At 73.4% G+C, this 21,186-nt stretch carries 17 protein-coding genes; 14 read left to right on the top strand and 3 right to left on the bottom strand.

The window, feature by feature from the left end; genetic code table 11:
* Positions 1-36 precede the first annotated feature (36 nt).
* The 10 genes from I6A60_RS23505 to I6A60_RS23460 all read left to right on the top strand — a co-directional run bounded on the left by I6A60_RS23505 (position 37) and on the right by I6A60_RS23460 (position 15,808).
* Complete coding sequence (locus I6A60_RS23505; RefSeq protein WP_203022576.1) at positions 37-891, top strand: ABC transporter ATP-binding protein; 855 nt, start codon at positions 37-39, stop codon at positions 889-891.
* Positions 888-2,621: an ABC transporter ATP-binding protein gene (locus I6A60_RS23500; RefSeq protein WP_203055694.1), complete on the top strand. Its 1,734-nt coding sequence runs from the start codon at positions 888-890 to the stop codon at positions 2,619-2,621. The genes I6A60_RS23505 and I6A60_RS23500 overlap by 4 nt, the downstream gene beginning before the upstream one ends.
* Entirely contained in the window at positions 2,618-4,393 is a 1,776-nt protein-coding gene (locus tag I6A60_RS23495; RefSeq protein WP_203022574.1) for an ABC transporter ATP-binding protein, read from the top strand. The genes I6A60_RS23500 and I6A60_RS23495 overlap by 4 nt, the downstream gene beginning before the upstream one ends.
* A gap of 121 nt (positions 4,394-4,514) precedes the next feature.
* Complete coding sequence (locus tag I6A60_RS23490; protein WP_203055693.1) at positions 4,515-6,950, top strand: protein kinase; 2,436 nt, start codon at positions 4,515-4,517, stop codon at positions 6,948-6,950.
* Between the two features lie 133 nt (positions 6,951-7,083).
* Entirely contained in the window at positions 7,084-9,372 is a 2,289-nt protein-coding gene (locus tag I6A60_RS23485) for a protein kinase (RefSeq protein WP_203022572.1), read from the top strand.
* A gap of 18 nt (positions 9,373-9,390) precedes the next feature.
* Positions 9,391-11,769: a serine/threonine-protein kinase gene (locus tag I6A60_RS23480; RefSeq protein WP_203022571.1), complete on the top strand. Its 2,379-nt coding sequence runs from the start codon at positions 9,391-9,393 to the stop codon at positions 11,767-11,769.
* A 123-nt stretch (positions 11,770-11,892) separates the two neighbouring features.
* On the top strand, positions 11,893-12,333 hold the full coding sequence (locus tag I6A60_RS23475; RefSeq protein ID WP_203022570.1) for a helix-turn-helix domain-containing protein: 441 nt from the start codon (positions 11,893-11,895) through the stop codon (positions 12,331-12,333).
* Positions 12,334-12,445: 112 nt separating this feature from the next.
* On the top strand, positions 12,446-13,645 hold the full coding sequence (locus I6A60_RS23470; protein ID WP_203022569.1) for a thiolase family protein: 1,200 nt from the start codon (positions 12,446-12,448) through the stop codon (positions 13,643-13,645).
* 200 nt (positions 13,646-13,845) lie between these two features.
* A complete protein-coding gene (locus I6A60_RS23465) occupies positions 13,846-14,829 on the top strand; it encodes an oxidoreductase (RefSeq protein WP_203055692.1) in 984 nt (327 codons plus the stop codon).
* 196 nt (positions 14,830-15,025) lie between these two features.
* Positions 15,026-15,808, top strand: a complete 783-nt coding sequence (locus tag I6A60_RS23460; protein WP_203025323.1) for an SDR family NAD(P)-dependent oxidoreductase — start codon at positions 15,026-15,028, stop codon at positions 15,806-15,808.
* Between the two features lie 35 nt (positions 15,809-15,843).
* Here the strand turns inward: I6A60_RS23460 and I6A60_RS23455 are convergent, their stop codons facing one another.
* Both I6A60_RS23455 and I6A60_RS23450 read right to left on the bottom strand, forming a co-directional pair.
* On the bottom strand, positions 15,844-16,617 hold the full coding sequence (locus I6A60_RS23455; protein WP_203025324.1) for an SDR family NAD(P)-dependent oxidoreductase: 774 nt from the start codon (positions 16,615-16,617) through the stop codon (positions 15,844-15,846).
* 154 nt (positions 16,618-16,771) lie between these two features.
* Positions 16,772-17,722, bottom strand: coding sequence for a LysR family transcriptional regulator (locus I6A60_RS23450; protein ID WP_203025325.1), 951 nt, complete (start codon positions 17,720-17,722; stop codon positions 16,772-16,774).
* A 157-nt stretch (positions 17,723-17,879) separates the two neighbouring features.
* Here I6A60_RS23450 and I6A60_RS23445 point away from each other — a divergent pair, with 157 nt between their 5' ends.
* From I6A60_RS23445 to I6A60_RS23435, 3 genes are all read left to right on the top strand, one after another.
* Entirely contained in the window at positions 17,880-18,752 is an 873-nt protein-coding gene (locus I6A60_RS23445) for an SDR family NAD(P)-dependent oxidoreductase (protein ID WP_203025326.1), read from the top strand.
* Between the two features lie 88 nt (positions 18,753-18,840).
* Positions 18,841-19,257 carry a DoxX family protein gene (locus I6A60_RS23440; RefSeq protein WP_203025327.1) on the top strand — a complete coding sequence of 139 codons (417 nt, stop codon included), beginning with the start codon at positions 18,841-18,843 and terminating at the stop codon, positions 19,255-19,257.
* Between the two features lie 8 nt (positions 19,258-19,265).
* Entirely contained in the window at positions 19,266-20,372 is a 1,107-nt protein-coding gene (locus I6A60_RS23435) for a serine hydrolase (protein ID WP_203025328.1), read from the top strand.
* On the opposite strand, the gene I6A60_RS23430 is transcribed toward I6A60_RS23435, so the two are convergent.
* Entirely contained in the window at positions 20,369-20,713 is a 345-nt protein-coding gene (locus tag I6A60_RS23430; protein WP_203025329.1) for a hypothetical protein, read from the bottom strand. The genes I6A60_RS23435 and I6A60_RS23430 overlap by 4 nt on opposite strands.
* A 53-nt stretch (positions 20,714-20,766) precedes the next feature.
* On the opposite strand from I6A60_RS23430, the gene I6A60_RS23425 reads away from it, so the two are divergent.
* On the top strand, positions 20,767-21,186 hold a 420-nt coding region (locus I6A60_RS23425; protein ID WP_238436063.1), incomplete at its 3' end, for a response regulator transcription factor.

Below are 21,186 nucleotides of genomic sequence, written 5' to 3'. Positions count from 1 at the left end.
CGTGTGGATGAAGGAGACGATGAAGGACAAGAGGCCATGAGCCGGCTACGCGCCGAGCGCCTGGAGCTGGGCTACGACCAGCGCAGCATCGTGCACGACCTGGACGTCACGATCCCGGACCGGTCCTTCACGGTCATCGTCGGCGCCAACGGCTGCGGCAAGTCGACCCTGCTGCGCGGGCTCGCCCGGATGCTGACGCCACGGGCCGGGCTGGTCCTGCTGGACGGCAAGCACATCCGGTCGCTGCCGTCCAAGGAGATCGCCCGGCGTCTCGGCCTGCTGCCGCAGGGCCCGATCGCCCCGGACGGCATCACGGTCGCCGACCTGGTCGGCCGGGGCCGCTACCCGCACCAGGGGCTGTTGCGGCAGTGGTCGGCGGCGGACGAGCTCGCCGTGGTGGACGCGATGGCCGCCACCGGGATCACCGACCTGGCCGACGCCTACGTCGACGAGCTCTCCGGCGGCCAGCGCCAGCGGGCCTGGCTCGCCATGGCGCTGGCCCAGCAGACCCCGATCATGCTGCTGGACGAGCCCACGACCTTCCTCGACATCGCCCACCAGGTCGACGTTCTCGACCTGTGCGCCGACCTGCACCAGTCCAGGGGGCACACGCTCGTGCTCGTCCTGCACGACCTCAACCAGGCCTGCCGCTACGCGACGCACCTGATCGCCATGCAGGACGGACGGATCGTCGCCGAGGGCCACCCGTCCGAGATCGTCACGGCCGACCTGGTCGAGCGGGTCTTCGGGCTGCGCTGCCGCGTCATCACCGATCCCGAGTCGGGCACGCCGCTGGTCATCCCGGCCGCCCGCCGGACCGCGACCGCCCAGACGCCTGCGCAGGGGCCAGCGCCGGAGCCCCGCCTCGACGCCGCCGAGACCGCCTCATGACCGTCGACACGTCCCGGGCCGACCTGGCCGCGTTGCAGCGGCCGGTCCTGGCCCGGATCACGGTGGCGGCCGGCCTGCAGGGCCTGGCCACGGTGCTCGCGGTCACGCCAGTGGTCGTGCTGGTCGAGATCGCCCGCCGGCTGCTGGCCGAGCCGGCGCGGCCGGTGTGGCCGCTGGCGTGGCTGGCGGTCGGCCTGCTGGTGGCGCGGTTCGCGCTGTACGCCGGGGCGAGCCTGCTGGCCCACCTCGCCGACGCCGACCTCGCCTACCTGCTGCGCCGCCGGCTGACCGACCAGCTCAGCGCGCTGCCCCTGAGCTGGTTCGCCGCCGGCGTCTCGGCCCGGGTGCGCGCCACCGTGCAGGACGACGTCGCGACGCTGCACCACGCCGTCGCGCACGCCAGGGGAGACCTGGCCGAGGCGGTCGCCGGCCCGGTGGTCGTCGTCGGCTACCTGCTCTGGGTCGACTGGCCGCTCGCGCTGGTCACGGTCGCGCTGGTCGGACTGGCCCAGGCGATCCGGATGCGGCTCGCGGCCCGGGCCCGCGCGCAGGTCGACCGGATCGCCGCGGCCGGCGCCGAGCTGACCGCCGCCGTGCTGGAGACCGTGCGCGGCATCAGCGTCGTCAAGGCCTACGCCGGCGGCCGGGGCGCGGCCCGGCTGCGCGCGGCCGCCGCCGAGTACGCCGACGCCGACGAGCAGGCCCAGCTCATCTTCGTCCGGCCCCGCGGGGTGGCCCGGGCGACCGTGGCTCCGGCGACCGTGGTGTTCGTCGTCACCGCCGTCGGCGTCGGGCTCGTCGCCGCCGGGTGGACCGACCCGGTCGACCTGGTGGCCTTCGCGCTGCTCGGGGTCGGGCTGTTCGAGCAGCTCACCCCGCTCTACCTCGCCCACGACCAGCACCAGCGGGCCCGCGGCGCGGCCCACCGCATCGCCGAGCTGCTGCGCGAGCCCCCGCAGCCGGCCGTCGCGCCGGAGCGGGCCGCCACGGTGGGCACGCCGCTGACGGTGCGGCTCGACGACGTCCACTTCAGCTATGCGGGCGGCCAAGAGGCGCTGCGCGGTGTCAACGCGACGCTGCGGCCGGGCGCCGTGACCGCGCTGGTCGGGCCGTCCGGTGCCGGGAAGTCGACGCTCGCCATGCTGGTGGCCCGCTTCGCCGACGTCACCTCCGGGGCGATCCGCCTCGGTGGCGTCGACCTGCGCGACCTCGATCGGGACGACCTGTACCGCCACGTGGGGTTCCTGCTCCAGGACGTGGTCCTGCTGCGCCGCTCGATCCGCGCCAACATCGCGCTGGCCGTCCCCGCAGCGACCGAGGCCGCGGTACACGCGGCGGCCCGCGCCGCCAGCATCGACGACCGGGTCCGCACCCTCCCTCGGGGATACGACTCGGTGGCCGGCGAGGACGCCCACCTGTCCGGCGGGGAGGAACAGCGGGTCGCCATCGCCAGGACGCTGCTGGCCGAGACGCCGGTCGTGCTCCTCGACGAGGCCACCGCGTTCGCCGACCCCGACTCGGAGGCCGCCGTCCAGGACGCGCTCGCCGAGCTGGCCGCCGGCCGGACCCTGCTCGTCATCGCGCACCGCCTCTACACGATCACCGAGGCCGACCAGATCCTCGTCCTGGACGAGGGGCGAATCGTCGAACGCGGCCGCCACGAGGACCTGCTCGCCGCCGGCGGGCGCTACGCCCAGCTGTGGCAGGCCCAGAACGGAGGCCGGTCGTGACGGGTCACCTGCGTGCCCTGGTGGCGGCCGACCAGCGCCGGCCGCTCGGCCGCTACCTGGCCGCGTCGGCGGGCTACGCCGTCAGCGAGGGCGTCGCCTTCGGGGTGCTCGTCCCGCTGCTGACCGCGCTGTTCGCCGGCCACACCGCCACCGCGGGACGCTGGCTCGTCCCGCTGACCGCCACGGCGGTCGCGGGCTGGTTCGCGCACTACTACCTCGGCTCGCGGGCGCTGCGGTGCTCGTCGGCCTGGCGGCGCGCCCTCTACGCCCGCCTCGGCGACCGGCTGCTGACGCTGCCGCTGGGCTGGTTCGACGGGCCGCGGGCCGGCGAGGTCCCGCAGCTGGTCATCGGTGACGTGACCCGGGTCGCGACCACCGTGTTCCTCGCACAGGCGCTGATCGGCGCGGTCCTGACCCCGGTCACGCTCGGGGTGTTCCTGCTCGGCTACGACTGGCGGATCGGGCTCGCGGCGCTGCTCGCCGTCCCGGTGGTGCTCGTCGCGGTCACGGTCGGGCGCCGCGTCACCGAACGCCTCGAGGCCGCGCAGCACGCGGCGACCACCGAGGCCGGCGCCCGGCTGGTCGAGTTCGCCGGGGCCCAGCCCACGCTGCGGGCCGCCGGCCACGCCGCCGCCGGCCGGGCGGACCTCGACGAGGCGCTGGCCGGGCAGTACCGGGCGACCCGGCGCGACGTCCTCGGGGCTCTGCCGGGCCAGTATCTCGGCCAGCTCGGCATCCACCTGACCTTCACCGCGCTGCTGCTCACCGGGCTGGCCCTGGCCACACACCACCAGCTCGGCCCGGGCCGGATGGTCGCGCTCGTCGTCCTCGGCATCAGCCTGCTGCGCCCGCTCGACACGCTCGTCGACCTCGGCTCCGCGCTGCGGTCCTGCCAGGCCTCGGCCCAGCGGATCGCCGAGCTGCTGGCGGTCGAGCCGCTCCCCGAGCCCGCGACCGGCGGGGTGATCGCCCACAGCGGGATCGAGATCACCGACGCCCACTTCGGCTACCCCGGCGGCCCCGACGTGCTCACCGGGCTGACGCTGACGATCCCGGCCGGCCGCACGACCGCCCTCGTCGGTGCCTCCGGGGCGGGCAAGACCACCGTCACCAAGCTGATCGCCCGGTTCTACGACGTCACCGCCGGCTCGGTCCGGGTCGGCGGCGTCGACGTCCGGGAGCTGACCAGCGCCGACCTGCTCGACCACATCGCGCTCGTCTTCCAGGACGTCTACCTGCTCGACGCGACCATCGAGGACAACATCCGGTTCGGCAATCCGGACGCCACCGCGGAGCAGGTCCGTGACGCGGCCCGGCGGGCGCGGGTGGACTCGGTCGTCGCCCGGCTCCCGGACGGCTGGGCCAGCCGGGTCGGCGAGGGCGGCCGGCTGCTGTCGGGCGGTGAGCGCCAGCGCGTCGCGATCGCCCGGGCGTTGTGCAAGGACGCCCCGGTCGTGCTCCTGGACGAGGCGACCGCCTCGCTCGACGCCGAGAACGAGGCCGCCGTGCACGCCGCGCTGGCGGAGCTCGCCGTCCGGCGCACCATCCTGGTCATCGCCCACCGGCTGGACACGATCACCCGGGCCGACCAGATCGCCGTCCTCGACGGCGGCCGGGTGGTCGAGTGCGGACCCCATGCCGAGCTGCTCGCCCAGGACGGCAGGTACGCCGCGTTCTGGCGGGAGCGCGAGCGCGCCCACGGCTGGCGGCTGCGCGCCGAGGGCGCCGGTCCGGCCGGCGCGCCAAAAGAGGGGCTGTCAGTTAGCGGATAGCACCCGACCGGCGTCGGATAGCTCCCTTTTGGCTACCATTTGCGCTCGAACGAGGTCGGGGCCTAGCGAGAACGCGCGACGGGGCGCAGGGCGCTGACCAAGCGGATCGGGAGGCTTGGCTGTGCCGATCGTCGACCGTGGCCGAATCGCCGCGGCGCTGCCGGGCCAGGCCCTGGGCCGGGAACTCGGCTCAGGCGCGTTCGGCCTGGTCCTCGCCGCGCGGCAGCATGACCTGCACCGCGACGTCGCGGTGAAGGTGATCGACCTCGGCGCGGCCGGCCCCTCCCCCGCCTTGCGGGCGGAGGCGAGCGGCGCGCACCCGCTGACGGGGCTCGACCATCCGCATCTGAACCGGACCTACGCGGTCGTCGCCGTCGAGCGGCTGCTCCTGGTCGTCGCCGAGCTGGTGCCCGGCGGCAGCCTGGAGCGCCAGAACCTCAGCCCGCAGGCCGCCTGCGCGGTCGCGCTCGGGATCGCCGACGGGCTGGCCCACGCCCACGCGGTCGGCATCCTGCACCGCGACCTGAAGCCGGCGAACATCCTGTTCACCGCCGAAGGGCAGCCCAAGCTCACCGATCTGGGCGTCGTCGCGTTCGCCGAGGACTCGGGGCTGACCGCCGGCCGGATCGTGGGTACCCCCCAGTACCTGGCGCCCGAGCAGATCACCGGCGAGCCGTTGGGACCGCCGACCGACCTCTACGCGCTGGCAGCCACCCTCTACGAGCTGCTCGCCGGAGCGCCGCTGTTCGGCGCGGGCCGCGCGGCGCAGGACCTCTTCCGCCACCACTGCGAGGTGGAACCGCCGGCCCCGCCGGGCGTCCCGGCGCCGGTCGCCGACCTGCTGCGCCGAACACTGGCCAAGCGGCCGGCCGACCGGCCGCAGTCGGCCGCCGAGTTCGCGATCAGCCTGGCCGAGGCCGCCAGCCGCGGTTACGGGCCGGGGTGGCTCGAGACGGCCGGGATGCCGCTGCACGTCTCGGCCGCACTGCGCGCGCTCGCCGTCGAGCCGGCGCGGCCCGGCGGGGAGCTCGACCCCGACGCGACGTTCAGGCGGCCGCCCGAAGCCACGCTCACGCCCCTGCCGGGACAGCCCCAGGCCGCCGCGGCCCAGCCGACAGCCGCCATCCCGGCCCTGGGCCCCGATGGCACCGCGGCGGCGGACCAGACCCGCTTTCTGTGGCCCACGGTGGCGCCCGAGACGGCGGCCGTCGGCGGCTCCGCGGCCGGTCAGCCCGGCGACGCCGCCGCCACCGCCCTGATCACACCGGGCACGACCCGGACGAGCGAGCCACCCAGCCCGGCCCAGGGATCCCCGACTCGAACCAGACGGTTCCGGAGCCGGCGGACGGTCGTGCCGATCGTGGTGGTCGTGGTCGTCCTCGCCGTCGCGGCGGCGGTCGTCCTGCCGCGGACCCTCGGCGGAAAGGGGACGAAGGCGCCCGCCCAGGCCCAGGCCACACTCGCGCCGGCCGGCCCCACCGCTCCCCCGACGGTCCGCCCCGCGGCCGACTCCGCGCCGCTGCCGACGCCCACCCCGCCCACGTTCCCCGGCGTCACCATCGCGGGACCCGGGCAGGCCGGCTGCGCCGGCGACGGCGGGCCTGCCGCCCAGGCGGAGCTCGACCATCCGTACGGGCCGGCGATGGACGGCTTCGGCAACCTCTACTTCGCCGACTTCGACAACAACCGGGTCCGCCGGATCAGCCCGGACGGCACGATCACCACCGTCGCGGGCAACGGCCAGGCCGGGTACTCGGGCGACGGCGGCCCGGCGACCGCCGCCATGCTGAACAAGCCGGTGGCCGTCGCGATCGGCCCCGGCGGGACCCTCTACATCGTCGACACGTTCAACATGCGGGTCCGCCAGGTCAGCCCCGACGGGATCATCCAGACGGTCGCCGGCTCGGGCGAGCGCCCGTGGAACCCGGACGACGACGGCGGCCCGGCGACGAACGCCGCCCTGTGGTACCCGAGCGGCATCGCCGTCGACAACACCGGCAACCTTTTCATCGCGGACAACGGCAACGACATCATCCGCCGGGTCGGCGTCGACGGGATCATCACCACGGTCGCGGGCCGGTTCGGCTACGGTTCGTGGGGCGACGGCAAGCCAGCCACTCAGGCCATGATCAGCAAGCCGTTCAACGTCGCCCTCGACCGCCAGGGGCGGATCTACATCGCGGACTCGTACAACCAACGGATTCGCCGGATCGGTCTCGACGGGGTGATCGAGACGATCGCCGGCACCGGCGTCGCCGGCTACTCGGGTGACGGCGGGAAGGCGACCGCGGCGACGCTGCGCGAACCGCGCGGGGTCTCGGTCGACGCGGCCGGCAACGTCTACATCACCGACACCGGCAACAACCGCGTCCGCAGGATCGACACAACCGGGATCATCACGACGGTCGCCGGCACCGCGCCGCCCGGGTCCAAGAGCACGGACACCTCCGCCACCGCGCTGCGCCCGGACGGGCCGGTCGCGGTGGACAACGCCGGGCACCTCTACGTCGCCAGCCGGGCGCAGGACCGGATCGTCCGGATCGATCTGTCTGGATGACGCCCGCGGGTCCGGGGCATCCACACCGTCGGAGCCGAGCGAGATCGCCGAGCGAGATCGACAGTCAGATCGACACAGCCGAAGCCGAGCGAAAGGGCCGACCGGATGGCCGCGCAACACAGGGAGCGGTGCCGTGGCGGTCGTTGACCGCGCGCGGGTGGCCGCCGCGCTGCTGGGCTACACGATCGGCGCCGAGCTCGGCGCCGGCGCGTTCGGCCTCGTGCTCGCCGCCCACCACGAGGACCTCGACCGCCAGGTCGCCGTCAAGGTCCTCGTCAACGCCGAGCCCCAGGCCGCCGCGGAGTTCCGGGCCGAGGCCCGGCTGCTGGCCCGCCTCGACCACCCGCACATCGTGCGCACCTACGACTACGTGGCCCGCGGCGACCTGTGCCTGCTGGTCATGGAGCTGCTCGGTGGTGGCACCCTCTCGGGCCGGCGGCTGCGCCCGGACGCCTCGTGCGCCGTCATCCTGGCGCTGGCCGACGCGCTCGCTGCGGCGCACGGCCACGGGGTGCTGCACCGCGACATCAAGCCGGCCAACGTCCTGTTCACCGAGGCCGGCCAGCCCAAGCTCGCCGACTTCGGCATCTCCAAGGTGATCGAGGGGTCCGCCTCCACCGCCAGCCGGGTCATCGGTACCCCGAAGTACATGGCCCCCGAGCAGATCACCGGCGGCCGGCTGAGCCCAGCCACCGATCTCTACGCGCTGGCCGCCGTGCTCTACGAACTGCTGTCCGGCACCTCCCTCGTGCCACCCCGGGTGCCACTGCCGGTGCTGCTGCGCCACCACCTCGAGGTGATCCCCCCGCCTCCGCCAGGGGTGCCCAAGCCGCTGGCCGAGATGGTCATGCGCAGCCTGGCCAAGCGCCCCGAGGACCGTCACCCGGACGCGCGCGCCTTCGCCGCCGACCTCGCCCGCGCCGCCACGAAGGTCTTCGGCCGCGGCTGGATCGACCGGTGCGGCGTCCCGATCCGGGTCTCCGACGACTTGCGCTCCCTCACGACCAGCCGGCTGAGCGCGCTGGCCGGTGGCGTCGGGACGACGGGCGGCCGGTCCCGGCCCCGGCCGCTGGCGTGGGCCGGGGTGGGCGCCACCGCGGCGCTGCTGGTGGTCACGCTCGGGGCCGGCGCCGCCGCGGGCGGTGGGGTCGGCTGGGCGGTCTGGGGTCGCAAGCCGGCGGCGACACCCACTCCCCCGCCACCGCCACCCGCGTGGCAGCCGGCCAAGCTCCCGCTCGGAACGATCACCTCGGTCTTCGGCACCGACGGCAGCGGGTTCGCTGGCGACGGCGGCCCGGTGACCTTCGCCGAGTTCAACTCGCTGGGCGGCATCGCGCTGGACCTGAAACGCGGCTACTTCTACATCGCGGACTACTACAACGAGCGCGTCCGGCGCGTCGACCGCAACGGGATCATCACGACGGTCGCCGGCAACGGGATCGCCGGGTTCGCCGGCGACGGCGGCCAGGCCACCAGCGCCCAGCTCGACTCGCCCACCGACGTCGCCGTGGCCGCCGACGGCTCGATCTACATCGCCGACAGCGACAACAACCGGGTTCGGCACGTCGACACCCACGGGATCATCACCACGGTCGCGGGCACCGGAACCGGAGCCAACGGCGGCTACAACGACCCGATCGGTGACGACGGGCTCACGTTCGCCGGTGACGGCGTGCCCGCCACGAAGGCCATGCTCAGGTCGCCCAACGACCTCGCGCTCGACGGCCGGGGCAACCTCTACATCGCCGACGGCGACAACGAGCGGGTCCGCCGGGTCGACACCCACGGCATCATCACCACGGTCGCGGGGAGCGGTGTCGAGGCCGGCGGCGACGGCGACGGCCCCGCGACGGACGCCTTCTTCAAGTACACCGAGGGGCTGACCATCGGCCCGGACGGCAGTCTCTACGTGGGCGACCAGGGCAACAGCCGGATCCGGCGCGTCACCCCCCAGGGAAAGATCATCACGATCGCCGGGACGGGGACGCGTGGGTACTCGGGCGACGGCGGCCCGGCCACCAAGGCGCAGATCGACTCGACCGGCACCGCCATCGCCGTGGACTCGGCGGGCAACGTCTACTTCTCCGACCAGTCCCGGGTTCGCCGGATCGACACCCACGGCGTGATCACCACGATCGCCGGGACCGGCGAGTCCGGGCTGGCCGGCGACGGCGGACCCGCGGTCAAGGCCAAGATCGGGCTGGCCTACGGACTGGTGCTCGACGACAAGCAGGGAATCTTGTACCTGTTCGACACGGTCGGCGGCCGGATGCGGGCCGTCCGCGTCGCGCCGCCCCCGTGCACGGCCTCGCCCTGCCCGTCGGCCAGCCCGACCGCACCGCCGACCCCCACAGTGACCGTTACCCCCACAGTGACCGCGAGCGCGGCACTGCCGACGCCGCTGGTCGCGGCGAGCTCCTGACGACCTGAAGGATTCCCCGTGCCCGCCATCGACCGCGCGCGTGTGGCCGCCGCGCTGCCCCGCTACACCCTCGGCGAGCAGCTCGGCTCTGGGTCGTTCGGCCTGGTCCTGGCCGGCCGGCACCTCGACCTCGACCGCGCGGTGGCGGTCAAGGTCCTGCCGATCGACGACCCGGCGAACGGTCCCGCGCTCGACGCGGCGTTCCGGGCCGAGGCGCGGCTGCTCAGCCGGCTCGATCACCCGCACATCGTCCGGATCTACGAGTACATCGGGCAGGACGAGTTCTGCCTGCTCATCATGGAGCTGCTCGGCGGCGGCACGCTCGCCCAGCACCGGCTGCCGGCCGCCTCGGCCTGCGCCGTCGGGCTCGCCCTGGCCGACGCGCTCAGCCACGCGCACGCCCACGGCGTGCTGCACCGCGACATCAAGCCCGACAACATCCTGTTCAGCGTCGCGGGCCAGCCGAAGCTCACCGACTTCGGCATCGGCCGGGTGTTCGTGGACACCTCCGCCTCGACCAGCCATCTGGCCGGCACGCCCAGGTACATGGCGCCCGAGCAGATCACCGGCAAGAACCTCGGCCCGGCCGTCGACCAGTACGCCCTCGGCGTCGTCCTCTACGAGCTGCTCGCCGGCAGGCCGCCCTTCCACTCCGGCCTGCCGGTGCCCGAGCTCCTGCGCCACCATCTGGAGGAGGCCCCGCCCGCCCTGCTCGGGGTCCCGACGCCCATCGCAGACGCCGTGATGCGGGCCCTGGCGAAGGACCCGGCGGACCGGCACCCGGACGTCGGCGCGTTCGGTGCCGCGCTCGCCGATGCCGCCGCGGTGGCCTACGGGCCGGACTGGCTGTCCCTCACCGGCCTCATCGTCCGGTTGCAGGGAGCCAAGGACGGCCACCAGCCCCGTCGGCAGCCCGACTCCGGCGGCCATGTCTTCAGGCCGGCCACGGCGCAGCTGGAAACGCCGCCGACCTACCTGACCGTCCGCCCACCGTCCGAGCCGGCCGTGGGCCAGACCGGCTTGACGGACCACCAGACCCGGCCGCGCCCGAACGAGGCCGCAGACGTCAGCGCCGGCTTTGCCACGGCGACGGGAATCGGCGCCGGGACCGGCGCGGCGGGTACCGGGCTCGGCGACCCGTCGGGCCACGAGGCCAGCCGGCCCGAGTACAGTCACCCCTTCGCCGGCACCCCCTTCGCGGACCGCCGGTTCGGCCCGGCACGGCTGCGGCGGCGCCCGGCTCTGCTCGCTCTCGCCGCCTCCCTCGTCGTCGTCGCCGTGGCCGTCACCGGCGTCGTGCTGGCCACGGCCGGGGGCAAGCCGACAACCGACGCCGCCTCCGCGACGACCTCCCCTACCGCCAGCCAGATCCCAGGGGGCGGCGTCTCCGGCCCGATCGCGATCCCCACGCAGTTCAGTGGCTGGGCCGCCGGGCCCCGCGGCGTTCTCTACTTCTCGGACAACTCGAGCAGCCGGATCCTTCGCCGCGGCCCGGACGGGAAGGTCACGCCCTTCGCCGGCACCGGTATCCGGGGATCGGGTGGTGACGGTGGGCAGGCGACGGCGGCGACGCTGAACGGCCCGACCGGCCTGGCGTTGGACCCCAAGGGGAATCTCTACGTCGTCGATGGCGACCGCGTGCGGCGCATCGACACGGCCGGGAAGATCACGACGATCGCCGGTGGCGGTTCCGACTCGGATCCCAGCCCGGCCTGGCCGGTCGCGGCCACGTCGGTGTCCTTCTTCTCCCTGTCCGACGACATAGCCGTCGACACGAACGGTGACGTCTACTTCGCGGACCCGTCCGTCCTCTGCAAGGTCGACGCCGCGGGCACGCTCACGCACGTCGCCCGCATTGGCGGTCCCGACTCCATCGTCGCGCCCCTACCCGGTGACACCGACCCCGACGCGGGTCTGCCCATGCTCATCAACGGTTATCTCGGGGGCCTCGCCGCGCACGACGGTCGTGTCTACGCCGCGGACTACCCCAACAACACGATCTTCGTTCTCAACCCGGACGGATCGAAAGCGCCAGTCGCCGGGACACCGCAGAAGGGGTTCTCGGGAGACGGCGGCCCGGGAACCAAGGCGGCCCTCGACCTGTTCAGCACGGCCCCCCACAGGAACTCGACCTTGGCGGTCGACAGCACCGGCGACCTCTACATCACCGACTCCCACAACTTCCGGGTACGCCGCGTCGACATTCACGGAGTCATCACGACGGTCGCGGGCAATGGCTTCGGCTCGTACACCGACGGCCAGAAGGCGGTCACGCAGCCGTTGTACGGGCCGGACAGAATCGCGCTGGCCGACGACGGCTCGTTTCTCATCGAGAACGGCACGGAAATCGCGCGCGTCGATGCCGGCGGAACCATCTCGACGATTCTGAACCTCTGATCGAGCCGCGTCGGCCGCCGGGTCGGCGCCGATGGTAGGTTTGATTTTCGGACTCACTCGACGCCGGGTCCGGCCGGTGGGCGCGCCAGGATGCCCCGGCTCGCACGGAGGGAGGCGGTCGGGATGGCCCAGAACGGGCGGGAGTGCTCGATCGCGAACGCGCTCGCGGTCGTGGGTGAGCGCTGGGCGCTGCTGGCGCTGCGCGAGATCAACCTCGGCGTGACGAAGTTCGACCAGATCGCCCGGAACACCGGCGCGAGCCGCGACATCCTGGCCGCCCGGCTGCGGGCGCTGGTCGCGGCGGGCGTCGTCGAGCGCCGCCAGTACCAGGACCACCCGCCCCGCTTCGAGTACGTGGCGACCGAGTCGGGCGTGGCGCTGCGGCCCGTGCTGCACGCCCTGATGGCGTGGGGCGACCAGTACGCGACCGAGGGCGAGCCGCCGACCGTGCTGGCGCACGAGTGCGGTGCCGAGCTGCGCACCCAGACCGTCTGCGCGCACTGCGGCGGGCGGGTCGCCTGGGGAGAGAACACCCGCACCCTGCGGCTCGGCGCGGTGCGCTGACCGCCGCCGTCACCAAGGTCACAACCGAGTCAGTTGCGATTTCCAACCCACGCGGGGTACACCAGTACCAGACGGTGAGTTGGATTCTCCAACTGTCACGGAGGAGGCCATCATGCGGGACGCGGTCATCATCGACGCGGTGCGAACCCCGATCGGTCGCGGCAAGCCTGGCGGGGCGCTCGCCGGGGTGCATCCCGTCGACCTGCACGCCCACGCGATCCGCTCCCTCGTAGAGCGGACGGGCATCGACCCGGCCCTCGTCGACGACGTGATCGGCGGGACGGTCGGGCAGATCGGCGAGCAGGCCGGCAACAACGCCAGGTGGGCCGCGCTCGCGGCCGGCCTGCCCGAGAGCGTCCCGGGCGTGACCGTCGACCGCCAGTGCGGCAGCAGCCAGCAGGCGATCCACTTCGCGGCGCAGGGCGTGATCGCCGGCGCCTACGACGTCGTCATCGCCTCCGGCGTCGAGTCGATGAGCACCGTGCCCATCGGCAGCTCGTCGCTCGACCGGGACGCAGCCGGGCCAGGGGTCGCCGCCCGCTACCCCGAGGGGCTCGTCCCGCAGGGCATCTCCGCCGAGCTGATCGCGCGGCGCTGGGACCTCTCCCGCGCCCGGCTCGACGAGTTCGCGGCCGAGAGCCACCAGCGGGCGGCCGCCGCCTGGGCCGACGGCCGTTTCGACGCGGAGGTCGCGCCGCTGAAGGCACCGGCGCCCGACGGCTCGGGCTCGCTGGTCCAGGTGACCCGCGACCAGTCGATCCGCCCGGCGACGACGGTCGAGGTCCTGGCCGGGCTGCGGCCGGCGTTCCGCACCGACGCCTGGGCCGCCCGCTTCCCCGAGCTGGACTGGCGCATCACGGCCGGCAACTCCTCGCCGGTCAACGACGGCTCCGCCGCGGTCCTGATCACCGACAGCGAGACCGCGGCCCGGCTCGGGCTGCGGCCCAGGGCCCGGCTGCACAGCTTCGCGGTCGTCGGCGACGACCCGATGCTCATGCTCACCGGCGTCATCCCCGCGACCGAGAAGGTGCTGCGCCGCGCCGGCCTGAGCCTCGCCGACATCGACGCCTTCGAGGTCAACGAGGCGTTCGCGAGCGTCGTGCTGGCCTGGCAGGCCGAGACGGGGGCCGACCTGAGCCGGGTCAACGTCAACGGCGGTGCCACCGCGATCGGCCACCCGCTCGGCGCGAGCGGCGGGCGCCTCATGACCACCCTGCTGTCGGTTCTGGAGCAGACCGGCGGACGCTACGGCCTGCAGACCATGTGCGAGGGCGGCGGCATGGCCAACGCCACCATCATCGAACGGCTCTGACCTCCAACGACCCTGAACCCCCTCGGCTTCGAAGACGAGCGGCCGTCCTGATCTCAGGGCGGCCGCTCGTCCTGTGCGGCACCGGCTCAGCTCCCCCGATCCCAGCCTCGACGGCTACCATGCGCACATCACCTGAGCGCGGATTTACCCCCATTTCGCGTGACAGCTGAACCCCGTCTTCGTGGATCGTGGAGGCCGTCGTGGTCGAAGTGCCCGTGCAGCGACGCTGGAGCGCGGTCGATGTCCCTGACCTGACCGGGAAGTCGGCCGTCATCACGGGAGCCAACTCGGGGATCGGCTTCGAGGCGGCCAAGGTCCTCGCGAGCCGCGGCGCGACGGTCGTGCTGGCGTGCCGCAACCCGTCCCGGGCACAGGGCGCGCTGGACCGCATCCGCGCCATCACCCCCGACGCCGACGTGTCCACGCTGGAGCTGGACCTCAACTCCCTCACCTCGGTCCGCAAGGCCGCCGACGCGCTGCTGGCCGACCGCCCGGTCATCGACCTGCTCATCAACAACGCTGGCGTGATCATGTTGCCGCACGGCCAGACCGAGGACGGCTTCGAGCAGCACCTCGGGATCAACCACCTCGGGCACTTCGCCTTCACCGGGCTCGTCCTGGGCGCCGTCCGGGCCTCCGACGCCGGCCGGGTCGTGACCGTGGGCAGCAACGGGCACCGGATGGGGAAGCTCGACTTCGAGGACCTCGACTTCAAGCAGGGTTACAAGCCGCTGCGGGGCTACGGCCGCTCGAAGCTCGCGAACCTGCTGTTCTTCTACGAGCTGGACCGTCGGCTCACGGCGGCTGGCCTGTCGACCCGGTCGCTCGCCGCGCATCCCGGCGGCGCGAACACCGACGCCGGCGGCTTCGGCGGTGACAGCGCGGTGCAGCAACGCCTCAAGCGGTTCATCGACCACGTCCCGAACCCGATCGTGCACTCGGCGCACAAGGGCGCCCTGCCGATCCTGCGCGCGGCGACCGACCCGGCGGCGAAGGGCGGCACCTACTACGGTCCGTCCGGCCTGCTGAAGATGACCGGACGCCCGGTCCTGACCTCCTCCAACGCGGCGGGGGGGGGCCCGGCGTGCTCAATCTCCCCGCCCGCCGGGCCCGCCCCCCCCCCCCCGCGGCGGCGCGCCCCGCCGCCGTCGCCGCGCTCCTGTGGGACCACTCGGAGCGGCTGACCGGGGTCACCTACAAGTTCTGACCGCGACCAGAGTCTGACCACGTCGAAGGGCCGGCGATCACCGCGATCGCCGGCCCTTCGCGTCCCGGCCACCAGGTCGGCTAGTCTTGGCATCATGGATCAAAGATCAGTGATCCGTTGCCCCAGCGGATCCGGTCGCAGTGACCGGGTCCGCGCGGATGTGAGAGGTCCTCGTGGACGCTCCCTATGACCTGACCGGCAGGGTCGCCATCGTGACCGGTGGCGGCACCGGGATCGGCGCGGCCACCGCCCGGCTGCTCGCCGCCCACGGCGCCGACGTCGCGATCGCCGCCCGGACCGTCGCCGACCTGGAGCGCACCGCCGCCGCGGTCCGGGACGCCACCGGCCGGCGTTGCCTGCCCGTCCCGACGAACATCAAGGACGAGGACCAGGTCATCGCCCTCGTGGCGCGCACGGTCGACGAGCTGGGCCGCGTCGACATCCTGGTCAACAACGCCGGCGGCACCCGGATGGGCCCGCTTCGGACGCTGCCGACCAAGGGCTGGGACGCGAGCTTCGACCTCAACGTCCGCTCGGCCTACTTCTGCACCCGCGAGGCCGGGCACCACTTCCTCGCCCAGGGCTCCGGGGTGATCGTCAACGTGTCCTCCGACGCCGGCGTGTACGGCGTGAAGGGCGGGGCGCACTACGCGTCAGCGAAGGCGGCGCTGCAGATGCTCACCAAGGTCGCCGCCGCCGAGTGGGGCCCGCACGGCGTCCGGATCAACTGCGTCGCGGTCGGCGGGGTCGCCTCCGAGCGCGCGAGCGCCGCCTGGGAGGTCGCCGGCATCGACCCGGGCGACATCGCCGCGGGGGTGCCGCTGGGCCGGGTCGGGCGGCCCGACGAGGTGGCCCAGGCGATCGTCTTCTTCGCCAGCGACGCCGCCTCCTACATCACCGGCCAGACCCTGTCCGTCGACGGCGGCCCCCACATCGGCGGCATCGACACGGCCTGACGGCGCCCGGCCGCGGCACCGGCCGAGCGCGCCGGTCAGGCGCGCATGTTGGCGCCGCCGTCGATCGCCCAGACCTGGCCGTTGATCCACTCGGCGTCGTCGGAGAGCAGGAAGGCGACAGCGGCGGCGAGGTCGCTCGGGCGGCCCAGCCGGGTCGTTGGGACCCGTTCGAGGAACATCTTCTGGAGCGCGACGTTGTTCTGCTCGACCTGCGTCTCGCCCATGACCAGGCCGGGCATCACGGCGTTGCAGCGCACGCCCTGGGGTCCCCAGTTGGTCGCGGTGTGCCGGGTGAGCGCGTTGACCGCCGACTTCGAGGCCGCGTACGCGGGCCGTTGGCCGTCGGTGGCGCTGACGGCCGCGCCCGAGGACGTGTTGACGATGCTGCCGCCGCCGTTGGCGAGCAGGTGCGGCAGGACCGCGCGGGACGTCCGGACGAAGCCGACCACGTTCACGTCGAGGGTCCGGCTCCACACGTCGAGGTCGGTGTCGAGCAGGGTCCTGTCGCGTCCCAGATTGCCCGGCGAGAGGTCGGCGCCGACGTTGAACAGCCCGTGGACGGCACCGAACTCGGTGATGGTCGCGTCGACCAGCGCCTGGACCGACTCCTCGTCGGCGAGGTCGAAACGCACCGCGATCGCCGCCCCGCCGAGCTTGGCGATCTTCTCGACGGTCGCCTGCGCGCCGGCCAGGTTGATGTCGCCGACGACGACGCAGGCTCCCTCCTCGGCCAGCCGCAGCGCGGTGCCCGCGCCGATGCCGGTCGCGCCACCCGCCACGATGAACGACCTGTCCGCCAGTCCGCGCATGTCCGTACTCCCGCGATCTGATATCAGAGAAATCAACAGGAAAACGATGCTAGGACGTCACGAGCCGCCGCGGCCAATACAGATTCCGGCCGTCAGATATACCTTGTCGCTATAGCTGGCCGGCTGTCGCGCCGTGCCAGGGAGTCGCGCCGAATCAGCGCTGGCGCGACTCGGCGTCGGACGGTGACATCCTCGCGTCCCAGGCGCCGGACTGGACCTGCCGCTCCGCCTCCGCACGGATGATCTCGCCGATTCTGATCGCGAATCCGCGCGGCAGCTCAAGCTGTGACGAGGCGGCGCTTCCCAGCTCCTGCGTGAGAGCAGGCCCGGATATCGGGGCGTAGCGCAGAGCGCCCGCCTTGATCTCGGCACCGACTGCCGAGAGCGGGAGGACTCCGTAGCCGTGGCCTGTCCTGATGAGGTCCTCGGTCACCTGGAGCGAGTCGGTCGAGAACTTCGAGTTCAGCCGCATCTCGAGGCGCAGCGCGGCGTTCTCGAGGTCTGTGCGGATCCCGGTCCGGGTCGCGGGCAGGATGAGCGGAAGATCCGCGAGCCGGGTGAACGGGACGGCACGGTCCGGCTGAAGGTCCGCGGCGGCTCCACCGACGAGGACGAGGTCCTCCGTCAGCAGGTCCCGGTAGAACAGCCGGCGGTCCGACGTCGGAACGATGATTCCGATATCGATCGCGCCCTGCAGCATTCCCTCGACGATCTCGTCCACGCCGGCGACCGTCACCTGGAAGCTGACCTTCGGGAAGGCCGCGCCCAGGTTTCCCAGCAGCGGCCCCGCGAACACGCGGGCGACAGCTGGCGGCAGGCCGACGTGCAGGCCGCGCTCGACGCGCGCCAGGGGCGACCCGGCGTACTGCATGGCGAGCTCGAGCTGGCGCAGCGGCGCCGCCGTCATGGCGCGTAACCGTTCCCCCTCCTCGGTCAGCTGCACGCCGCGGGCGGTCCGACGGAACAGCGTGACACCGAGGTCCTCCTCAAGAATGCGCACCTGGCGGCTCAGCGCCGGCTGGGCCACGCCCAGCACGCTGGCGGCACGATTGATCGAGCCCTCGTCCGCGATACGCAAGAAATACCTGAGTCGATGGGTGTCCACAAACGAATCATACCTGGCATATATAAAAGCGGTATAGCCGGGAGCCCAAAGTTGTATTGGTTGCTTACGGGGGCCCGCCGTAACATCGCCACGCGGGCCGGGCTTCTCCTGAGCTCCGGCTCGGCATCCAGACGCTGGCGCGGTGGAGAGGAGATCTGTGGAGTCGCAAGATCGAGACTGGGCGAAGGACCTCGGCCTGGACCGGCTTCCTACGCACATCGTCGGGAAGCGTGTCGCCGACCTGCTGGACCTGAGCGGCAAGAAGGCGATTGTCACCGGCGCCGGCGGAGACGGGCTGGGGCACGCGATCGCCAATCGCCTCGCCGGTTCGGGTGCGGACGTGGCGCTGGTCGGCCGAACGTTTTCCAAGGTCCAGCGGCGAGCCACGGAAATCGAGGAGAAATGGGGCGTCAAGGCCGTCCCCATCCTCGCCGACCTCTCGGACTGGGATCAGGTCCACCGGGCCGTCCGGGAGAGCCACGACGCTCTCGGCGGCCTTGACATCATGATCAACAACCCGGTCATGGTGGTCGGCGGCCCGTTCGCCCGGCACACCAAGGAGGACATCGACCGCACCGTGCTCGGCAGCCTGACGATGCTGATGTACGGCGCCCACGCGGCCCTGGAGTTCATGCTGCCCCAGGGCTCGGGCCGGATCATCAACATCTCCGCGGAGGCCGGCCGGATCGCGACTCCCGGCCTCGTGGTCTACGGCGCGTCGAAGTCCGGCGTCATCGGGTTCACCCGGGGCCTGGCGAGCGAGGTCGCGTCACAGGGCGTCTACGTCATGTGCGTGGCCCCGGGAATCATGATCAAAGCCGATCTCCAGGAGCGGATCGTCAACGCGCAGACCGACGGAGACCGGGTCGCCCGCGACTCGGTGCTGCAGTCGCTGGCGACCCAGGTCCAGCTGGGGCGGGTCGGCCTGCCGGAGGAGGTCGCCAACATGGTCGCCTATGTCGCGTCCGAGGCGGCCGACTACATGTGCGGCCAGACGATCGACGTGTCCGGCGGCATGTACATGAACTGACGCGACCAGGGCACTTCCAGCACCCCCAAGCGCCACCCACGACCCGCGACATCCACCCCGAAACGCCCCGCGGTGATTGGATGGGTGCATGCTCCGTCACCGTTTGACCCGACCGAGCCCGCGCCTGGTGACAGGGGCTTTCCTGGTCAGCGGGGTGACGCACCTGGTCCGGCCGTCGGTCTTCACTTCGGCCGTCCCGCCGGTGCTGCCACGCCCCCGCGAGATCGTCTACCTCAGCGGGGTCGCCGAGCTGGTCTGCGCGGTCGGGCTCCTGACGAAGGCGCACTGGGCGGGACCGGCCAGCGCCGCCCTGCTGGTCGGGGTGTGGCCCGGGAACCTGCAGATGGCGCTGGATGCGACCTCCCGGGTCCGCCAGGGTGGCGCCCAGCCGCGCGACCTCGCGCTCGCCGCGCTGGCCTGGGCCCGGATGCCGCTGCAGGTCCCGATGATCCGCGCGGTGCTGTCCACCGGCCGGCCCGCCGTCGACGACCCCGAGACGTCCTGAGCCAGCCCATGGCCGAGGTCGAGATCGACGGCACGTGCGCGCCGGGGTTCGGCCCCGTGCGCGCGGCACTCGCCGAGCTGCTCGCGACGCAGGACGTGGGCGCGTCGGCCGCCGTGTACGTCGACGGCGAACCGGTCGTCGACCTGTGGGGCGGCTACGCCGACGAGGCCAGGACGGTCCCGTGGCGCCGCGACACGATCGTGAACGTCTTCTCGACGTCGAAGACGATCACCGCGTTGTGCGCGCTGATGCTCGCCGACCGCGGGGTGCTGGACCTGGACGCGCCGATCGCGCGCTACTGGCCGGAGTTCGCCGCGGCGGGCAAGGAGCGGGTCCTCGTCCGCCACGCGCTCGCGCACACCGCTGGCCTGCCGACGCTGCACGCGGGGCGCACCGCCGCGTACCTCTACGACTGGCCGGCCGTGACCGCGCAGCTCGCCGCGCAGGCGCCCGAATGGGAGCCGGGGACCGACGCCGGCTACCACGGCCTCACCCAGGGCTTCCTGATCGGCGAGGTCGTCCGCCGCGTCACCGGCCACACGCTCGGCGCCTTCGTCGCCGCCGAGGTCGCCGGCCCGTTGGGGGTCGACTTCCACATCGGGCTGCCGGCCGAGTTCGACGCCCAGATCGCCCCCGTCATCCCGCCGCCGTCCGACCTGGCGGAGCAGCCGGACGAGGCCGACGAGGCTGAGACCGAGGACGAGACCGCCGGCCCGCGGTTCCACGCCCTGGACGCGAACACGCCGGCCTGGCGCCGCGCCGAGATCCCCGCGGCGAACGGCCACGGGAACGCACGGGCGGTCGCCGCCGCGCTGTCGGCGCTCGCCTGCGGCGGCGTCAGCCAGGGAACGCGGCTGCTGTCCGCGGCCGGCTGCGCACGCGCCTGGGAGGAGCAGTTCCACGGCGTGGACCGGGTCCTGGGCGGCCCCAGGGCTCGCTACGGCATGGGGTTCCGGCTGGAGGGCTCGACCTGCTCGTGGGGCGGCTGGGGCGGCTCCCTCGCCCTGTTCGACCCGGACCGCCGGATGGCCGTCGCCTACGCGATGAACCGGATGCGCGATGCTGACACCCGCGGCCTGGAGATCGTCACGGCCGTCTACGAGTCGCTCGGCTAACCGCCGCCGCCCGGCCGGCGCCGAGTGGGATCGTGTCGCGGCCGCTCACTGGCCGCGGAGGTTGTGGTCGCCACCGGGCTGGTCGAGGTCGGGTCCACCGTGGGTTCGGACGGCATGGTGGCGCTGGCGGACGAGGCCGACACAGCGGGGCTGGTCGGAGACGGCGCTGCGGACGGGACCGGTGGCACGACCGGCGACGGGGTCTCCGCCCGGTCGACGGGGACGGCCCGGGGCACGTCCGCGTCCGGCCGCAGCGCGTGTTGGACGCTGAACCACGAGACCAGGACGGCCAGTCCGGTCGCCAGCATCCACAGAGCTACGCGACGCAGCGACCTGGCCACGCGGGCATGGTACATGGCGGACATTCGGGGCAGTGAGCGCTACGGTCCGCGATATGGCGACAGTGCTCGTGGTCGAGGATGATCCGGCGGTGCGGGCGGCGCTCGTGCGTCACCTGGCCGCCGCCGGGCACGCGGTGCGCAGCGCGGGTGCCGCGCTGGACGCGGTGCGGGAGGTCACCCAGGTCGGCTGCGACCTGGTGCTGCTCGACCTGGGGCTGCCCGATCTCGACGGCGCCGTCGCGCTGCGCATGCTGCGCGGTGTGACGGATGTGCCGGTCGTGATCGCGACGGCCCGGGACGACGACGCGACCATCGTGCGGCTGCTCAACAGCGGCGCCGACGACTACCTGGTCAAGCCTTTCACGCCGCAGCACCTCAACGCCCGGGTCGCCGCCCGGGGGCGCCCGGCGCCGCCCCGCCCCCCCCCCCGCGCAGCCCGGGGGGCGGCCGGGGGGGCCCCCCCGCCGGGGGGG

The sequence above is a fragment of the Frankia sp. AgB1.9 genome (assembly GCF_016786355.1).
Lineage (GTDB): Bacteria > Actinomycetota > Actinomycetes > Frankiales > Frankiaceae > Pseudofrankia.
Note: the sequence above shows the minus strand (reverse complement) of the source record. Positions and strands in the feature narration are given on the sequence as shown.